Below are 14425 nucleotides of genomic sequence, written 5' to 3'. Positions count from 1 at the left end.
CTAAAAAGATATTTCGTTAGGAAATATAGTGGCTGCAAACATAAAAGTAGGCATCTACAGTGCAGTTATGCATTTGTAAGTGGTTTTATTTTACGGAGGTTATGGCTGCGATTGGCTCGTTGTTACCTTCGCGTTGATCATGCCATCGCTAACTTCAATGCTGATATTGTCTTCAGGTTTTACATTAGTGACACTTTTGATAATTTTGCCACTATTACTGCGCACAACCCCGTAGCCACGTGCAATTGTTGCTAATGGGCTGACTAAGTTGAGTTGCTCACATTGTAAAGCAAAGTTCTCTGCTTTGCTTTTAATCATACGTTGTTGGGCGGTAATTAATCGCTGTGTTAGTTGCTCGGTTTGTTTTTGCTCTTGTAATACTCTGCTAGCAGGTGACAGGGTATGCAATCGCTGTTGTAAATACTGCGGCTTTTGCTTTAGGCGATTAAACTCTCGTAAAATAACACTCTGTAAACGTAAGCTGAGCTCGTCCGATTTTTGCTGCTTATGTTGTAGTTGTTGCTCTGGATGAACTTGTTTTAAGCGATGGTTTATCGCCAGTAAACGCTGAGCAGATGTTTGTGTTGTTTGCTTTATTGCAATGCTTGCTCGTGATATTAGCAGGCGGTTCTTTTCGTGTAATTCTTCAGCATCTGTTGATATTAGTTCGGCAGCGGCTGAAGGTGTTGGTGCTCTTAAATCAGCAACATAATCGGAAAGCGAAGTATCTATTTCATGGCCGACAGCGCTAATGGTTGGAATAACAGAATTAAAAATAGCCCTGGCAACCATTTCTTCATTGAAGGCCCATAAATCTTCTAATGAGCCTCCGCCACGACCAATTAACAAGACATCTACCTCATTACGCTCGTTGGCTATTTGTATTGCCTGAGATATATCAAACTTGGCTTGCTCGCCTTGTACCAAGGCCGGATAAATTATGACCTCTAACAGTGGGTTTCTACGCTTTAATACCGTTAATATATCCTTTACTGCTGCGCCAGTAGGAGAGGTGATAACACCGATACTTTTGATCGCTTTGGGTATTTGCTGCTTATGTTGAGCATCAAATAAGCCTTCAAGATGTAACTTATTTTTAAGTTGCTGGTATTGTTGCCTTAGCAAACCTTCACCGGCAGCTTCCATTTGCTCAATGATTAACTGGAAGTCGCCACGCGGTTCATATAACGATACTTTTGCGCGCACTAATACTTGTTGACCATTTGTTGGCTTGATCCTAACCCGGCGATTATTGCCTTTGAACATGGCGCAGCGAACTTGTGACTTTTGATCTTTTAATGACAAATACCAGTGTCCAGAGCTAGCAGCAATAAAATTAGATATTTCACCACATAACCAGACGGTATTTAATTCACTTTCTAGAATAAAACGTACTTTTTTCGTTAGTTCACTTACTTGTAGGATATGCTGTTGAGCCATAAATATTATACTTTTTGATTGTTCAGGCGTAATAACGATGTAATTGCTAAGTATTATATATTTGTTTTAACAATCTTCGTAGATTATTTTCGTTTTATTGCAATTTTAAGTTTACCTTAGCAGTGAAAACGGTTAAAATTCTGCCGCAATATTTCCTCCCTAACCACTCATTTTAGAGAGATGTTGCGATGCTAAGAATTGCCCAAGAAGCGTTAACGTTTGACGATGTTTTACTGGTACCTGCTCATTCTAAGGTACTTCCTCATACTGCCGACTTAAAAACCAAATTAACTCGAAAGATTAATTTAAATGTACCTATGATTTCTGCGTCGATGGACACAGTAACCGAAGCGCGTTTAGCTATTACTTTAGCACAAGAAGGTGGTGTTGGTTTTATCCACAAAAACATGACCATTGCTGAACAAGCGAAGAATGTTTCGCAAGTTAAGAAATATGAAAGTGGTATTGTTTCTGACCCGGTAACGGTAAACCCTGATGCCACGATTGAAAATACCATGCGTTTAGCGGACGATGTTGGTTTTTCTGGTTTCCCCGTTGTTGACGTCAACAATAAGCTTGTTGGGATTATTACTGGTCGTGATTTACGTTTTGAAACAGACCTAACTAAACCTGTATCAGCTTTGATGACCAAAAAAGAAAAGTTAGTGACGGTTAAAGAAGGCGCGTCACGCGAAGAAATTTTAGGATTAATGCATGAGCATCGCATTGAAAAAATCCTAATGATTGATGATGCCTTTACCTTGAAAGGTTTGATTACAGTAAAAGATTATCAAAAAGCAGAAAGTAAACCTGATGCTTGTAAAGACGAGTTAGGTCGTTTGCGTGTTGGCGCTGCGGTTGGTGTTGGCGCAGGTACAGACGAGCGAATTGATGCCTTAGTGGCTGCTGGTGTTGATGTGTTGTTAATTGATACCTCACATGGTCATTCACAAGGGGTAATTGACCGTGTTGCTGAAACTCGTAATAAATATCCTGAACTACAAATTATTGCCGGTAATGTTGCCACTGGAGCGGGCGCTAAGGCCCTTGCTGATGTTGGCGTTGATGCGGTTAAAGTCGGAATTGGCCCAGGTTCAATTTGTACTACACGTATTGTTACCGGTGTAGGTGTGCCGCAATTAACCGCCATTTCCAATGCTGTTGAGGCGTTAAAAGGCACAGGTATTCCAGTTATTGCTGATGGTGGTATTCGTTTTTCTGGTGATATCGCTAAGGCACTCGTTGCCGGTGCTCATTGTGTGATGGTTGGTAGTATGTTTGCTGGTACTGAAGAGTCACCGGGTGAAGTTGAACTTTATCAAGGCCGTTACTACAAATCATATCGTGGTATGGGGTCTTTAGGCGCAATGAGCCAAAAAGAAGGTTCAAGTGATCGCTATTTCCAAAAATCAGATGGCGAAGCCGACAAACTGGTACCAGAAGGAATTGAAGGCCGTGTTGCATATAAAGGCCCTGTAGCGGCTATTATTCATCAGCAAATGGGCGGATTACGTTCATCGATGGGCTTAACAGGTTCAGCAACTATTGAAGAAATGCGCACTAAACCTGAGTTTATGAAGATCACGTCTGCTGGCATGGGCGAGTCTCATGTACATGACGTTACCATCACTAAAGAAGCGCCTAACTATCGCATGGGGTAGTCAGCTTGGTTGAGTTGTTTTCGCTTGATTGGGGCGTTGTAAGTACTGATTGACTAACGTTAACTCCGTACTTTCGCCTTGAGCTAGCGCAAAAATAATTTCAACGTGATGTTGATAGAAAAAGATACTCAATGATGATGAAAAAACTCATTATCAACAAATTCAAATAGGCTGGACTATAACTCATATTGAGAAAGTTCAGCCTGTTCATTTTATAGCTTTATAAAGATAAGTAGGAAAACAACATGAGTAAAGACATTCATGATCACCGCATACTAATTTTAGATTTTGGTTCACAATACACACAGCTGATTGCCCGTCGCGTACGTGAAATAGGCGTTTATTGTGAGCTTTGGGCTTGGGACGTAACACAAGAGCAAATAAAAGGTTTTAACCCGACCGGTATTATTTTAGCCGGTGGCCCTGAGTCGGTTACTGAGCATGATTCTCCACGAGCACCTGAGTTTGTTTTTAATGCTGGCGTACCGGTTTTAGGTATTTGTTACGGCATGCAAACCATGGCCGAACAATTAGGCGGTGCGGTTGAAAGCTCAGAACATAAAGAGTTTGGTTATGCCGCTGTTGAAGTTATTGCTAAGTCGGCATTATTTAATGCCATTGAAGATAGCATTAGCGCCAACGGTAATGCCTTGTTAGATGTTTGGATGAGCCATGGTGATAAAGTTTCGGCGATCCCTGATGGTTTTACTGCGGTTGCGCAAACACCTAGCTGTAAATATGCGGCAATGGCTAATGAAGAAAAGAACTTCTACGGTGTACAGTTCCACCCAGAAGTCACTCATACCAAACAAGGCTTACGTATTTTAGAGCATTTTGTGGTTGATATTTGTCAATGTGAAAAACTTTGGACATCAGCATCAATTATCGAAAATGCTATTGAAACCATGAAAAAGCAAATAGGCGATGATGAAGTTGTTCTAGGCTTATCTGGTGGTGTTGATTCATCAGTAGTGGCGATGCTTTTACACCGTGCCATCGGTGACAAGTTAACCTGTGTATTTGTTGATAACGGTTTATTACGTTTGAACGAAGGTCAACAAGTGATGGATATGTTTGGTGATCACTTCGGCTTGAATATCGTACATGTTGATGCTGAAAAACGTTTCTTAGACCGTTTAGCCGACGAAAGTGATCCTGAGAAAAAACGTAAAATTATTGGTAACGTCTTCGTTGAAATTTTTGATGAAGAAGCCGGCAAATTAACCAACGCTAAATGGTTAGCACAAGGTACTATTTACCCTGATGTTATCGAGTCTGCTGCATCTGCTACCGGTAAAGCCCATGTGATCAAATCCCATCATAATGTTGGTGGTTTACCTGAAGATATGGAGTTAGGCTTAGTTGAACCATTGCGTGAATTGTTCAAAGATGAAGTACGTAAAATAGGCCTAGAACTTGGGCTACCATACGATATGCTTTATCGTCATCCGTTCCCTGGTCCAGGACTAGGCGTACGAATTCTTGGCGAAGTGAAAAAAGAATACGCTGACTTATTACGTCGTGCCGATGCTATTTTTATTGAAGAATTACACAACCACGACTTATACAAAAAAGTTAGCCAAGCCTTTACCGTATTCCTACCTGTACGCTCAGTAGGCGTAATGGGCGACGCGCGTAAATATGATTGGGTTGTGTCATTACGTTGTGTTGAAACTATTGATTTTATGACTGCTCGTTGGTCACACTTACCGTATGAATTTCTAGGTCTAGTGTCTAATCGCATTATCAATGAAATTGATGGTATCTCACGCGTTGTTTACGATATTTCAGGTAAGCCGCCAGCAACAATAGAGTGGGAATAAAGCGACTTTCTTTTTTGTTATTTCGCCTTATTTCGGCGTCGAAAGTACTCACTGACTAGCGTCAGCTCCGTGCTTTGACGTACAGGATGTACTAATGCCGTGACAGCATGGATGCTGAAGAACGGTCAACTTGAATTTGGATGCTCTACCTACGTTTTCAAAATAAGTTATGGCTTATTAGCTTTACTTGATAAAACCCCAAAACTGAATAGCTTTGGGGTTTTATTTTATGACCAGCCTCAACAGGGAGCACAAATTAGTTGAGTGTTTTAACGAAAAAACAGAGTTTTTTATTTTTGAGCGTATGACTATATGTGATGAAATAAAAAGCAGTACAATGAAGATAAAAATTCAATTAAGAGGTGTTAACTAAAAATGACTATTGAAAGATTAGAAACTAAACAAAGAATGAGCAGAATTGTTAAGCATAATGGTACTATTTACTTATGTGGACAAGTCGCTGCCGATGCCACGAAAGGTATTACTGAGCAAACTGAAACTATGCTTGCTAAGGTTGATGCATTACTCATACAAGCAGGTAGTGATAGAAAGCACATCTTATCGGCAACTATCTATGTTAAAGATATGAGTTACTTTGCTGATATGAATGCTGTTTGGGATGCTTGGGTACCCGAAGGTTTTGCCCCTGCACGCGCTTGTGTTGCTGCGAAAATGGCGAGAGAAGCCTTGTTAGTAGAAATATCAATAATCGCAGCTGAAATATAGAAATACCAGTTAATTACAGCCTAGATACTTGTAGCAATAATTTATTAATGGAGTGAGTTTTTTGAAGCTTTCTAATCAGTATTATCAATTAGGGAAAGGTTTTTACCACGAAACGTTTCCTTCACCGGTTTCAGAGCCAGAATTATTACTTTGGAATGCTCCGTTAGCGCGGGCTTTAGGCATCAATTTTTCTGTAGAAGAAAATAATGAGTTGCTTGGGCAGTACTTCTCTGGTAATCAATTGATTCATGGCAGTAAACCTATAGCTCAAGCTTATTCTGGACATCAATTTGGTCACTTCAACCCACAATTAGGTGATGGTCGTGCCCATTTATTAGGTGATATAACAGATAAGCAAGGTAATACTTGGGATATACAGCTCAAAGGCTCAGGTACCAGCTATTTTTCGCGTAGCGGTGATGGCCGGTGTGCATTAGGCCCTGCACTACGTGAATTTATTATGAGTGAGGCTATGTTTGCCGTAGGCGTGCCAACCACTCGGTGTTTGTCGGTAGTTGCTACTGGAGAGGCAGTTTATCGAGAAAGGCCGTATCCTGGGGCTGTGGTTACACGTATTGCAGCAAGCCACATTCGTGTTGGTACTTTCCAATTTTTTGCCGCACGTCGAGATATTGAGTCACTTAAACAGCTTACTCGCTTTGCTATAGAGCGCCACTTCCCTGAAATAAAACTAACAACACAGCAAACTGACAGCTCGACTGAAGTGCTACTCAGTAGTCAGAATATCCTTGATTTTTTTGCTGCGGTACTCAACAAACAAGTGGCGTTAGTTGTTTCATGGTTACGAGTTGGTTTTATTCATGGTGTGATGAATACCGATAATACCGCTATTTCAGGTGAAACCATTGATTACGGTCCATGTGCCATGATGAATCATTATCATGCTGATACCGTTTTTAGCTCTATCGATAGAAATGCTCGCTATGCCTTTGGTAATCAAAGTAAAATAATACAGTGGAACATGGCGCGTCTCGCTGATTGTTTATTACCACTGGTCGATGACGATGAAGATACAGCATTAGTGAAAATCACACCATTATTACAGCAATTTGCCAATGATTTGCAGTATGGTTATTTTGAAATGATGGTGAATAAATTAGGCATCGCCGATTTAGCAGAAGGTGATATTGAGTTGGTTAATGACTTGCTGGCTAGAATGCAGGAAAAAAAATTAGATTATACCCAATATTTTGTCACCTTGGCTGAAAGCTTAAGTCAGGAAGAAGTAGATAATTTTATTGAGAATGCAGCAGGAGCGGAGCGGTCAGAGCAGGAGTTATGGCTAACACGCTGGTATAGCAGAATTTCTGATGATGTTAATGCGGCTAAAGCTCTAATGAAAAAAACGAACCCGCTAGTTATTCCAAGAAATCATCATGTTGAGCGGGTATTAGCTATCAGCCAAGAAAGTGGCTATTTATCAGCGTTACATGAGTTCTTAACGGTAATACAGCAACCTTATGATAACTTAGCGCAAACCCAAGCGTATCAAGATGCACCGATTGATGGCGATGAGAATTACCATACCTTTTGTGGTACTTAAGCTCCATTGAAATGATGTAAAAGCTGCTGTTCATTTTAACTATCGCCAAGCAGCTTCATGTAACTTGGGTATCTGTAAGATCAAGACAATAGTAACTTATTTTTATCGGCAAGAGCTAAGTGTTTTTATGTCCAACAAGGTATGATAGGCGCATTAATATCAGATTATTTTAATGTGAAATACTCATGACTACTTTTACGCCTGCTATTCAAACTTCTCAATTACACTCTTCGCTTAAGCAAACTTTTGATTTTGATGAGTTTAGAACCGGGCAAGAGCAAACCATAACTCAGCTATTGAACGGGGACTCGTCATTAGCGATATTTCCAACCGGTGCCGGTAAGTCTTTATGTTATCAATTAGCAGCGATTAATTTACCCCATTTAACTTTAGTAGTATCGCCATTATTAGCGTTAATGAAAGATCAGTTAGCGTTTTTACATGCTAAGGGGATTCCTGCGGCGAGTATTGATTCAACCTTGTCATTTGAACAAAGTCAGCAAGTTACTCGTGATGTTCGTTCTGGCAAAATTAAAATATTAATGGTCTCAGTAGAGCGTTTTAAGAATGAACGTTTTCGCCAGTTTATCGAGTCGATTGCTATTTCGATGCTAGTGGTTGATGAAGCCCATTGTATTTCTGAATGGGGCCATAATTTTCGCCCCGACTACTTAAAATTACCGCGTTATCGTCAAGAGCTTAATATCCCGCTAGTGTTGCTATTGACCGCAACAGCAACGAAAAAAGTCAAGCAGGATATGGCGCGTAAATTTGCCATTGCGTCAGAGCATATAGTGCAAACGGGCTTTTATCGAAGTAACCTTGATTTGTCGGTGTTACCTGTTGCTGAAAGCCAAAAAAATCAAACCTTACTTGAGGTAATAAATCATCATAACGGTAGTGGTATTGTTTACGTTACTTTGCAGCATAGCGCTGAAAAGGTTGCAGAATTTTTGCAGCAGCAAGGGCTACAAGCACAGGCGTATCATGCGGGTTTTAAAGATGAGGTCAGAAAAAAAATCCAACAAGACTTTATGCAAGGAAATACCCGTATTGTTGTTGCGACTATTGCGTTTGGTATGGGCATAGATAAATCAGATATTCGTTTTGTTATTCATTATGACTTACCCAAATCAATCGAGAACTATAGTCAAGAAATAGGTCGTGCGGGCAGAGATAAGCAACACTCTGCTTGTTTTACGTTAGCAAACCTTGATGGAATTCACACCGTAGAGAACTTTGTTTATGCCGACACGCCAGAGCGCACTAGCATTGATTATGTATTGCAAAATATTCGCAATGAAGTGCAAGATGGCCAATGGGAGCTGCAAGTACTGGCTTTGTCTAACGCCAGTAATATTAAGCAATTACCTTTAAAAACTTTACTGGTTCAACTAGAGTTGATGGGAATTATTACCGCTAAATTTAGTTATTTTGCTGACTTTAAATTTAAGTTTGTCACGCCAAAAGAACAAATAATTAGTAGCTTTAATGCTGATAGAAGTGAGTTTTTAGCGCAAGTGTTTAGCTGTGCGAAAATGAAAAAAATCTGGGGAGAGCCTGATTTTGAACTGATGCATTCTCGCTATCAAGCGCCAAGAAAAAGAATTGTTTCAGCGTTGGAATACTTAGCTGATCAACAACATATCGTACTGGAAACCAAAAAGGCGACTGAAGTTTTTAGTGTCAATATGGCGGCGTTAGATAATGTCGATTTAGTTGAACAGCTTTATCAGTACTTTGCTGAAAAAGAGCAAGCTGAAATAGAGCGCATTAGCAAACTCGTGCAGTTTTTCCAAAGTGGTCATTGTTTAACAAAACAATTATCGCATTATTTTGACGACCAATTGGCTCCTGAAAACTGCGGACATTGCTCGGTTTGTCGCGGGCAAGTGGCAATATTACCGTATTCAAATGAGCAACAGGCGGTTAGTGCAGAAACCATTGCACTGGCGATTGGACAAATACAGCAGCACTTTTCGAGTTTAAAAGCTAACGCAACCACATCGCCCAAAGGTTTATCTTTCGACACTATTTGTCGGTTTTTATCCGGTATGAGCGTGCCGCTATTTACTCGCACTAAAGTACGTCAATTAAGTTACTTTGCCGTATGTCAGCACATGCGTTACGCTGATATTAAAGCGCAGGTAGTAAGTATTTTAAGATAAGATCAAAAAAGGCACTTTATCAGTGCCTTTATGTTCAGGATGAACGGTATAGCGCGGGTGCATGGATGCACTGGAGCGTATATGTTCAGGCCTTTCTCAGACATCCTGTCTTTCAAGGCATTAGTGCATCCATGCACGTCGATGAACTGTATAACGCGGGTGCATGGCCGCTCTTAGGCATCCTGCCTTTCGTTATTAGTTAACGCGTCTTAGTGGCTATGTCCACAACCGCCTTCGCCATGCACATGACCGTGCTCTAATTCTTCTTCAGTGGCATCACGAACTTCTAAAATTTCCACGTCAAATTTTAAATCAATACCGGCCAATGGATGATTACCATCAACCGTAATTTCATCTTCTTGGACATCAATAACGATAACAGTTTGTTCGCCTTCGTCAGTGGTTGCACGTAGTTGACTACCGACGTCTAAATCTTCAATGCCGGCAAACATGGCTTTTGGTACGGTTTGTACAAAACCGTCTTCTCTTTCGCCGTAAGCGTTTTCTGCCGATACTTCTACTTCAAATTTGTCACCAGCTTCATGGCCAACTAATTCTTCTTCTAAACCTGGGATAAGGTAATGAGAACCTTGGATCACGGCTAAAGGGCTATGATCATAAGAACTATCAATTAAGGTGTCTTCACTGTCAGATACAGCATAATGTAATACAACAACTTTGTTGTCAGAAATTTTCATAATATGTCCTATTCGGCGTCTGAGCTTATATTGTAAGGGAGTGGGGAAATAGTTAATCCCGTATGGTGTTCTTTTATGCGTAATTCGGTCGACTCATCAATGTCATTGGCCAAAATCGCTTGAATGTATGTTTGTTTGTCATCTGCTTGATATACCGCGAGTACGTCACCAGCCTTACGCCAATTTTCACCAAGCTTTTTCTCAATTATATCGCCAGTATTGGCATTAACTGCGTTGCCGGTAAGGGCAAATAGCGCACGTTTGTTTTTCCCTAGGTATTGCATTCTAGCCACAGTTTCTTGGCCTAAGTAACAACCTTTAGTAAAACTAATACCGTTAATGGCTTGTAGGTTAAGCATTTGTGGTACGTACTCGGCAATATATTGCTGTGAAAGTATCGGGAAACCCTCAGTTATTTCTAGTAACTGCCACACACTATTGTCGTAAATAGGGAAATCAAACGTGGCTGAAATTTTTACTAAGTTATCTTTACTATCAATAATTAAATAACGATCTACTGCGCCAGCAAGGTAAACCAAAGTTGTTGTTTCTTGTTGAATAACAGGTGTTAACGTATCTGGAACTTGGCTAAATAATTCGGCCATTTTAGCGTTAGCTTGGCTACCAGCAATAGCAAGATAATTTATATCGTTGGCTTGTGATATTTCAACCTTGGCGAAGACACCAAATTTTTTCAGTTCAGCTAAAGATTGTTCGATAGAGCTTGCAGGTTGCAATAATAAATATTCATTATTACGTTCAATTAAACGAAAGGCAGAGAAAACTTTACCTTTAGCATTACAATGTGCGCCAGTGAGTAGCTTTTCTTGCGCTAAGGTATTGACGTCACAAGTAACTTGTCCCTGTAAGTATTTAGTTTGCTCTTCACCCGTTAAAGATATTGCGTTAAAGCTGTCGAGCGAGATGGCAAATACTTGGGGTAATTCGTTATAACTAGGTAAGTTACTGTTCATGTTATTGATCATCCGGCAATAATGCTGAAAAAGACTGTTAAGACAATAAATGAGGGCTATTATTGCAATTACAAGCATATAACCGATTTTTTCTGCTATTTTATTGTTAGAGAATTATTCCTAATTTGATGATCAATTCGTGGCTATTTTTAGCTTGAGTTTGTTAGAATACGGCAAGATTTAATTAATTAGGGTGATGTATGTCATTAACGGATAATAAACCTCGGCTTCGCTGGGCTTGTCGACGCGGCATGCTAGAATTAGATGTGCTATTTATGCCATTTGTGGAAGAAGCATATGATGCACTTTCAGCAGAAAAAAAAGCGATTTTTGAGCGTTTGTTAGAGTGTCAAGACCCTGAGTTATTTGCTTGGTTTATGGGACATGAAACTTGTGAAGATGAAGAGCTTAACGCCATGGTGCAATTTATACTGCAGCGCATTAAGGTTTAATATTAAGGTATCGCCTTCTGCAATTAAGGCGATATTGAAATTTGTAATAGCATTCGGCTGCTGCTATATTTTATTGCTATTTACAATCGGCTTTAAACTGTGGTTTGCCATTGCTTTAGTCGTTATCGTTTTTTTTCTTGTTAGTTTTCGTAAATATGTTTTTCTGCTATCACAAGCTTATTCATCAACTTGTTTAAACAAAACTTCATCTTCACAATGTGACTTTTTCTTATTAACGGATATTGGGCAATGCCAGTTTAGTCACGAGCAAAAGCAACAGTTATCATCAAGTTCACAAATTAATTTATGGGGCTATTGGCTGGTTTTTACCGATAGCCAGATAAAAAGTCGATTTATCTTCAAAGATAGTTTATCTGAAAAAGATCAAGCTAGAATGGCTCGCACCATTATGCGGGTGCAACAACTAGGCTAGCATAGTGCAGAAATTTATCTCTTGAAATTAGCTGTGATATTTTATGGTTTTAGAATGGTAATTTTTGCTTCATCAGCCGTTTCTGGAAAGTCGAGCGTGTAATGCAAACCGCGACTTTCTTTTCTATTTAATGCTGACTTAATAATTAATTCTGCCACTTGTACTAAATTACGCAATTCGAGTAAGTTGTTACTGACTCTAAAATGGCGATAATATTCTTCGATTTCACTTTGCAATAATTCAACTCGATGTAACGCGCGTTCAAGGCGTTTAGTGGTGCGAACAATACCTACATAGTCCCACATAAACAATCGCAATTCGTGCCAGTTATGTTGAATAACCACCTCTTCATCGGAATCTATGACTCGACTGTCATCCCAGGCCGGTAACTTTATATAAGCTTGTTTATGGTTGAGTTTTTCTTCGATATCTAATGCCGCTGCTCGAGCAAATACTAAACATTCTAGTAATGAGTTACTTGCCATACGGTTTGCACCATGCAAGCCGGTATATGATACCTCGCCAATGGCATATAAGTTATCGGTATCTGTTTTGCCTTGCTTGTCGATCATCACACCACCACACGTGTAATGTGCAGCAGGTACAACTGGCATAGGTTGCTTGGTAATGTCTATGCCCAATGAACGCGTTTTTTCATAAATAGTAGGGAAATGCTGTTTGATAAATTCACTTGATTTATGACTGATATCTAAATACATGCAGTCAGCACCAAGTCGTTTCATTTCATAATCTATGGCGCGGGCGACTATGTCTCGAGGCGCTAACTCTGCTCGCTCATCGAAGCTCGGCATAAAACGACTGCCATCAGGACGGCGTAAAATAGCGCCTTCTCCGCGCAACGCCTCGGTTAATAAGAAAGTGCCTGCCTCAGGGTGAAATAAACAGGTAGGGTGAAATTGGTTAAACTCCATATTGGCAACACGACAGCCCGCGCGCCATGCCATAGCAACGCCATCACCACTAGCAACATCAGGGTTTGAAGTGTATTGGTAGACTTTACTGGCACCGCCTGTGGCTAAAATGGTCTTCTTAGCAAAAATGCTTTCAACTTTTTCGCTATTTCGATTCCAAACATAAGCGCCAATACATGCTTTTTTTCCGTTTTGGTTGTTTTCATCGCAAACTAAATCTATAGCATTGTAGCGCTCAAAAATTCGAATTCGACTATGATTTTTAACTTGTGAAACTAAGGTGGTTTGAATGGCTTGCCCTGTAGCATCAGCAGCATGTAGTATTCTACGGTGACTATGGCCACCTTCTCGCGTTAAGTGATAACGTATATCACCATTTTCTGCTGGAATATCACGGTCAAAATCAACGCCTTTATCAATTAACCACTCTAAGCACATTTTTGCATTTTCGGCGGTGTATTGTACTGCCGCTTCGTCACACAAACCGGCACCGGCAATTAAGGTATCGTTAACATGAGCAGCAATGCTGTCATTTTCATCAAATACAGCAGCAATACCACCTTGAGCATAAAATGTTGAGCCATCATTAACTTGGCCTTTACTCAGGATGACTACATCGGCATTTTTAGCTAAATGCAAGGCTAAGGATAATCCTGCTGCGCCACTACCGATAATTAATACGTCGCAATTGTGTTGCTGATTCATATATTCTTGAAATTAAGGTACAATAATTGATAGCTCAATATTAACTTTTATTGCAGTGACAGAACAGCACAAAACAATTTTTATAAATAAAATTTAATTTTTTTCAATATTTATCGAACTTTTTAGCGCAAGGCTAGTCCTACTTTATGCGTTTGCCATGAGCCAGATGTAGAAAAGTTAAATGGTTAGTAGGAGATATGGCTCAAATGAGCGAACAGAACGTTGACCAAAAGTTGGTTGAGCGGGTACAACGTGGTGATAAAAACGCATTTAACCTGCTGGTAACTAAATACCAACATAAAGTAGCAAACTTGGTGTCACGCTATGTAAAAAATCATAGTGATGTACCAGACATAGTACAAGAAGCATTTATTAAAGCTTATCGGGCTTTACCTAATTTTCGAGGGGATAGTGCTTTTTATACCTGGTTATACCGTATTGCGGTTAACTGTGCGAAGAATCATTTAGTTGCAGGAGGGCGTAAGCCACCTGGGTCCGATATCGATGTAGAAGATGCGGAAATGTATGATTCAGGTGATGCGTTACGTGAAAATGCCTCGCCAGAGAAATTATTACTGACAAATGAAATTAAAAGTGTCGTATTTAAAACCATCGAGCAATTGCCGGAAGATTTGCGTACTGCAATCAACCTAAGAGAGTTAGAAGGTTTAAGTTACGAAGAAATAGCAACAGTTATGGATTGTCCTGTAGGGACTGTTCGGTCAAGAATATTTAGAGCGCGTGACGCTGTAGATAAAAAAATAAGGCCATTGTTGCAACAGTAGTAAAACCATTAATAAATCATAGTCGAATAACTATGATATAATGTGACAAAATTTTATTTTGTTA

Annotated in this window: 12 protein-coding genes; 8 read left to right on the top strand and 4 right to left on the bottom strand. The window is 39.9% G+C overall.

Translation table 11 applies throughout. From position 1 onward, the window contains the following. Positions 1-99: 99 nt before the first annotated feature. A complete protein-coding gene (xseA, locus tag AC27JP_RS19050; RefSeq protein ID WP_487117514.1) occupies positions 100-1440 on the bottom strand; it encodes an exodeoxyribonuclease VII large subunit in 1341 nt (446 codons plus the stop codon). Between the two features lie 188 nt (positions 1441-1628). Between xseA and guaB the strand changes: the two genes are divergently transcribed. The 5 genes from guaB to AC27JP_RS19025 all read left to right on the top strand — a co-directional run bounded on the left by guaB (position 1629) and on the right by AC27JP_RS19025 (position 9382). Then, the gene (guaB, locus tag AC27JP_RS19045; RefSeq protein WP_487117513.1) at positions 1629-3101 is read left to right on the top strand and encodes an IMP dehydrogenase; all 1473 of its coding nucleotides are present in this window, start codon (positions 1629-1631) and stop codon (positions 3099-3101) included. 245 nt (positions 3102-3346) lie between these two features. Then, complete coding sequence (gene guaA / locus AC27JP_RS19040; RefSeq protein ID WP_487117512.1) at positions 3347-4924, top strand: glutamine-hydrolyzing GMP synthase; 1578 nt, start codon at positions 3347-3349, stop codon at positions 4922-4924. A 375-nt stretch (positions 4925-5299) separates the two neighbouring features. Then, positions 5300-5650 carry a RidA family protein gene (locus AC27JP_RS19035; protein WP_487117511.1) on the top strand — a complete coding sequence of 117 codons (351 nt, stop codon included), beginning with the start codon at positions 5300-5302 and terminating at the stop codon, positions 5648-5650. A gap of 61 nt (positions 5651-5711) precedes the next feature. Further along, complete coding sequence (locus AC27JP_RS19030; RefSeq protein ID WP_487117510.1) at positions 5712-7214, top strand: protein adenylyltransferase SelO; 1503 nt, start codon at positions 5712-5714, stop codon at positions 7212-7214. 185 nt (positions 7215-7399) lie between these two features. After that, the gene (locus AC27JP_RS19025; protein ID WP_487117509.1) at positions 7400-9382 is read left to right on the top strand and encodes a RecQ family ATP-dependent DNA helicase; all 1983 of its coding nucleotides are present in this window, start codon (positions 7400-7402) and stop codon (positions 9380-9382) included. Between the two features lie 209 nt (positions 9383-9591). Here AC27JP_RS19025 and AC27JP_RS19020 read toward each other — a convergent pair whose 3' ends face one another. Both AC27JP_RS19020 and ygfZ read right to left on the bottom strand, forming a co-directional pair. Further along, complete coding sequence (locus tag AC27JP_RS19020) at positions 9592-10080, bottom strand: FKBP-type peptidyl-prolyl cis-trans isomerase (protein WP_487117508.1); 489 nt, start codon at positions 10078-10080, stop codon at positions 9592-9594. A gap of 8 nt (positions 10081-10088) precedes the next feature. Further along, positions 10089-11054: a tRNA-modifying protein YgfZ gene (gene ygfZ, locus AC27JP_RS19015; RefSeq protein ID WP_487117507.1), complete on the bottom strand. Its 966-nt coding sequence runs from the start codon at positions 11052-11054 to the stop codon at positions 10089-10091. A 200-nt stretch (positions 11055-11254) separates the two neighbouring features. Between ygfZ and AC27JP_RS19010 the strand changes: the two genes are divergently transcribed. Next, positions 11255-11506, top strand: coding sequence for an FAD assembly factor SdhE (locus AC27JP_RS19010; RefSeq protein ID WP_487117506.1), 252 nt, complete (start codon positions 11255-11257; stop codon positions 11504-11506). A 34-nt stretch (positions 11507-11540) separates the two neighbouring features. After that, a complete protein-coding gene (locus tag AC27JP_RS19005; RefSeq protein WP_487117505.1) occupies positions 11541-11939 on the top strand; it encodes a hypothetical protein in 399 nt (132 codons plus the stop codon). Between the two features lie 41 nt (positions 11940-11980). Here AC27JP_RS19005 and nadB read toward each other — a convergent pair whose 3' ends face one another. Beyond that, the gene (gene nadB / locus AC27JP_RS19000) at positions 11981-13576 is read right to left on the bottom strand and encodes an L-aspartate oxidase (protein WP_487117504.1); all 1596 of its coding nucleotides are present in this window, start codon (positions 13574-13576) and stop codon (positions 11981-11983) included. A gap of 206 nt (positions 13577-13782) precedes the next feature. Between nadB and rpoE the strand changes: the two genes are divergently transcribed. Next, positions 13783-14361 carry an RNA polymerase sigma factor RpoE gene (gene rpoE, locus AC27JP_RS18995; RefSeq protein ID WP_487117503.1) on the top strand — a complete coding sequence of 193 codons (579 nt, stop codon included), beginning with the start codon at positions 13783-13785 and terminating at the stop codon, positions 14359-14361. Positions 14362-14425: the final 64 nt, after the last annotated feature.

The sequence above is a fragment of the Colwellia sp. SU-HH01172 genome (assembly GCF_057553355.1).
The sequence above is the reverse complement of the archived record's forward strand: the minus strand, read 5'-3'. Positions and strand labels throughout refer to the sequence as shown.

Excerpts from the sequence above, each read along its gene's own strand:
- rpoE (WP_487117503.1), top strand. The coding sequence starts at position 13,783 with ATGAGCGAACAGAACGTTGACCAAAAGTTGGTTGAGCGGGTACAACGT.
- guaA (WP_487117512.1), top strand. The coding sequence starts at position 3,347 with ATGAGTAAAGACATTCATGATCACCGCATACTAATTTTAGATTTTGGT.
- nadB (WP_487117504.1), bottom strand. The coding sequence starts at position 13,576 with ATGAATCAGCAACACAATTGCGACGTATTAATTATCGGTAGTGGCGCA.
- xseA (WP_487117514.1), bottom strand. The coding sequence starts at position 1,440 with ATGGCTCAACAGCATATCCTACAAGTAAGTGAACTAACGAAAAAAGTA.
- AC27JP_RS19025 (WP_487117509.1), top strand. The coding sequence starts at position 7,400 with ATGACTACTTTTACGCCTGCTATTCAAACTTCTCAATTACACTCTTCG.
- AC27JP_RS19020 (WP_487117508.1), bottom strand. The coding sequence starts at position 10,080 with ATGAAAATTTCTGACAACAAAGTTGTTGTATTACATTATGCTGTATCT.
- guaB (WP_487117513.1), top strand. The coding sequence starts at position 1,629 with ATGCTAAGAATTGCCCAAGAAGCGTTAACGTTTGACGATGTTTTACTG.
- AC27JP_RS19010 (WP_487117506.1), top strand. The coding sequence starts at position 11,255 with ATGTCATTAACGGATAATAAACCTCGGCTTCGCTGGGCTTGTCGACGC.
- ygfZ (WP_487117507.1), bottom strand. The coding sequence starts at position 11,054 with ATGAACAGTAACTTACCTAGTTATAACGAATTACCCCAAGTATTTGCC.
- AC27JP_RS19035 (WP_487117511.1), top strand. The coding sequence starts at position 5,300 with ATGACTATTGAAAGATTAGAAACTAAACAAAGAATGAGCAGAATTGTT.